The sequence below is a fragment of the Salinivirga sp. genome (assembly GCF_035268865.1).
In the GTDB taxonomy this organism is placed as follows: Bacteria; Bacteroidota; Bacteroidia; order Bacteroidales; family Salinivirgaceae; genus Salinivirga.
Map to the genome: position 1 here is coordinate 1 of NZ_DATFKB010000162.1, position 3,526 is coordinate 3,526.

The following is a 3,526-nucleotide window of genomic DNA, read 5'->3' on the forward strand; positions in this document are numbered from 1 at the left end:
GGTTAATGTAAAATTAAGCAGTGGCTTAAAATGGAAAAACCAAAAAATATACTTTTCACTAAACGTGTACAATCTGTTTAACGAAATATACATTGACCATTTATCTACCCTAAAACCACTGGGGCTAAACAACATGGGACGCAACGTAAGTCTACAAATCAAAATTCCTGTTGGCATAAAATAAAATATACGCAGTGCGATTTATTTAAATTGCACTGCGTTTAAATAGGCTTTAATTGACCAATAATCACATTGGTTTTCATTAACTTTGCATAAAATATTTCAGTATGGAAACCATTACAAAGCAACATAAGCTGGCAAATATTCTATATAAGTATCCGCAGCTAATTCTGGTATTGGAACGTTTAAGCATTTTTCCCGGTTTAGGTGAAAAAACAATTGAGCAAATAGCAACAGAAAAAAGGATCGATTCTGATTTATTAATGGTTTTGCTCAAAATGCAACTTGACCCGGAACACACACCCAATATTGAGCTGCCTGTTGACACTATTAAATCTATTGTAGAATATTTATCAGTGTCTCACGAATACTATACTCAGGAACTTTATCCGGTAATTGCCGAAAACATAGCTTTGCTTGCCGAAAAAAACGATCACACTTCCATACAAATGGTCAAGCAATTTTTTGCTGAATACAGAAATGAGGCAGACCGGCATTTTGAATATGAAAACGACATAGCTTTTCCATATATTCTAAGCCTTTATGCGGAGAATCAAAAACTCCCTGATGAAATTTCTGCTGAATATTCTGTGGATACCTATCGCGAAAACCATGACAATATTGAAGAAAAGCTCGATGATTTGAAGCAATTACTTATCAAATACCTCCCTTTCGATGAAGATTACCGTATTCGTCGCAACATTATTCTATCACTCGACCGACTCGATGCAGATTTAAAAGCCCATGCTAAAATTGAGGATGAGATTTTAATACCATTAGTGCGCCAACTTGAAGAAAAATCAATCAAATGACCCAGAACTGCAAAATACTCATAATTGAGCCGTCAGACATTATCAGGCAGGGATTAGCAGAGATATTGCGTTCAATATCATGTATTGAAAAAATCGACCAAATAGAAAGCTGGGAAACATTTTTAGCTCAAAAAAATGAAAAAAACTACGACCTGGTGTTGCTCAACCCCCTGGGTTGCTGCCGTGGACCTCGCATACGTCCGCAAGTATTGGAAAAATTCGAATCCACCATACTTATCGGCATCATAACTACAATATACCATCGAAATTTGCACCAGGATTATCAGGATGTTATTTATTTGAGCGATACAGAAGAAGAAATAAGAAGTATTGTAGTACGTTACCTCACTCAAAAAACTGAAAAGCCACCCGTCTACCAACTACTTTCGGAACGAGAAATTGACGTACTAAAACAAATGGCCCTTGGACTCTCCAACAAAGAAATAGCAGAAACACTTCACATTAGCACACATACAGTAATATCGCATCGGAAAAACATCAGCAATAAACTGGGAATCAGAACAACCTCGGGCATGGCCATCTATGCTGTAACAGCAAAACTCATTGATGCATCTGACATTTTAAACGACATCCCTAAAAATAGGGATTGACCCACCAAATTATCCTTACTTTTAGTGATTGCAGGTTCCGGACAAAACCTCCATCTTTGCTTTCAATAACGAGGGATCAAAAAATGAAAACTTAAAGCTAAAAAGTAATTTGTTCGTATTCGTACATTTTTATACGAAAAAGAAATATCTACATAATAATTTTTTAAGTTTGTTCCCGGTAATATAAAATGCAGTGTTTAAGAGGTTTTTATCCATAATATTAGTTTTTACAGCAATCTTTATAATTGCCAATAAAGCCATTTATTTGCACGTACATGAGGCAGACGATGGTACTTTAATAGTACATGCACATCCTTTCAATAAATCTGCTGACGATGCCCCAATAAAAAAGCACCACCATAATTTATTAGAATATGTATTATTGAGTCATTTCGACCTGATATTTATAGCATCTTTATTATTTAGCCTGGCTGTAAAATTTTCTCCCGGAATAATTTTGAGCATTAAACGAAAAAAATGTCTCGGTGAGATTTTCCTCACCTTCAAGCCGCTTCGGGCACCTCCTTTAAAATAACAACCAGGCAACACCAGCCCACCGTCTCTTTTCCCAATTTTTTCCGTTTTAATTACACCCATTAATTTATATTAATGTGGGCAACACATAAGATAAAAAAACTCACAACAATGAATTTCAAATTAGCAACAATATATATCCTTCTGTTTAGTATTTCGGTATCGGCATTAGCTCAAAAAGAATCCCGCACCGATGCCAATCTTGTAGGTCACGTAACTTGCTGTAACGAACACATACCCTTTGCCACCATACTAATTGAAGGCACCACGATAGGAACCACCACAGATGAAACCGGCCATTACAGAATTATGAATATGCCAGTAGGGGAGTTTACAGTTACGGCTCAGGCATTGGGCCATGCCCCTAAATCTATACAAATACAAATGGAGGCAGGCCAAACCAAAGAAATCAAATTCGATTTGAAAAAAGATGTATTAAATCTTGAAGAGGTTGTTGTAACTGGAGACCGAAACAAAACCAACCGACGAGATGCCTCTGTTATTGTTTCTACCATTTCCCCCAAAGTATTTGACTTTGCTCAGGCTGCTACCTTAAGCGAAGGGCTTGACTTTTCGCCCGGATTGCGACTGGAAAACAACTGCCAGAACTGCGGATTTACACAAGTTAGAATGAATGGAATGGAGGGCCCCTACTCTCAAATTTTAATTAACAGCCGACCCATTTTTAGTGGACTGGCCGGAGTTTACGGACTGGAACTCATTCCCGAAAACATGATTGAACGAATTGAGGTTGTTCGTGGTGGAGGCTCAGCTCTTTATGGCAGCAATGCCATAGCAGGAACCATTAACCTGATACTTAAAGATCCGATTACCAACTCATATGAAATGGATATAAGCCGCGGCAGTATTGGTGTGGGACTCAAAGATGCCAACCCATCATCAGATTTTACAGCAAAGCTTAACACATCACTCATCTCCTCCGACAGTAAAACCGGCATGGCTTTATATGGGTTTTATAGAAAGAGAGCACCCTTTGATGCCAATAGCGATGACTTTTCAGAATTATCAAACATAAAAAACGCAACAATAGGAAGCCGTATGTTTCACCGGTTTACAAATCGCAGCCGGGTGTCATTTGATATATTCCATATTCATGAAAAACGGCGCGGAGGAGATAAATTCAACTACCCCCTTCATGAATCAACAATAGCTGAGGCTGTTGAACACAGAATAACAACCGCAGCATTAACATACGACCAGTTTTTTAGGACACACGATAAACTTTCCATTTTTGCTTCTGGTCAAAAAGTTGATCGCGATTCTTATTATGGTGCCGAACGCTCACTGGCCGATTACGGGTATACACAAGACTTCTCCTACACTACCGGAGCACAATACCACCTAAATCTTAATTTATCTGAAGTTACG

At 38.0% G+C, this 3,526-nt stretch carries 5 protein-coding genes; all 5 read left to right on the forward strand.

Annotation, left to right across the window (positions count from 1 at the left end):
* A partial coding sequence (locus VJ937_RS09505) for a hypothetical protein (RefSeq protein WP_324066663.1) occupies window positions 1–184 on the forward strand: 184 nt, incomplete at its 5' end.
* A gap of 103 nt (window positions 185–287) precedes the next feature.
* Window positions 288–992, forward strand: a complete 705-nt coding sequence (locus VJ937_RS09510) for a hemerythrin domain-containing protein (RefSeq protein ID WP_324066664.1) — start codon at window positions 288–290, stop codon at window positions 990–992.
* Window positions 989–1,603, forward strand: a complete 615-nt coding sequence (locus tag VJ937_RS09515; protein ID WP_324066665.1) for a response regulator transcription factor — start codon at window positions 989–991, stop codon at window positions 1,601–1,603. The genes VJ937_RS09510 and VJ937_RS09515 overlap by 4 nt, the downstream gene beginning before the upstream one ends.
* A 193-nt stretch (window positions 1,604–1,796) precedes the next feature.
* The gene (locus VJ937_RS09520; RefSeq protein WP_324066666.1) at window positions 1,797–2,138 is read left to right on the forward strand and encodes a hypothetical protein; all 342 of its coding nucleotides are present in this window, start codon (window positions 1,797–1,799) and stop codon (window positions 2,136–2,138) included.
* A 110-nt stretch (window positions 2,139–2,248) separates the two neighbouring features.
* Window positions 2,249–3,526, forward strand: a 1,278-nt coding sequence (locus VJ937_RS09525) for a TonB-dependent receptor (RefSeq protein WP_324066667.1), incomplete at its 3' end; no start/stop codon positions are given.

Coding starts and splice junctions, on each gene's coding strand:
- VJ937_RS09510 (WP_324066664.1), top strand. CDS start 288: ATGGAAACCATTACAAAGCAACATAAGCTGGCAAATATTCTATATAAG.
- VJ937_RS09515 (WP_324066665.1), top strand. CDS start 989: ATGACCCAGAACTGCAAAATACTCATAATTGAGCCGTCAGACATTATC.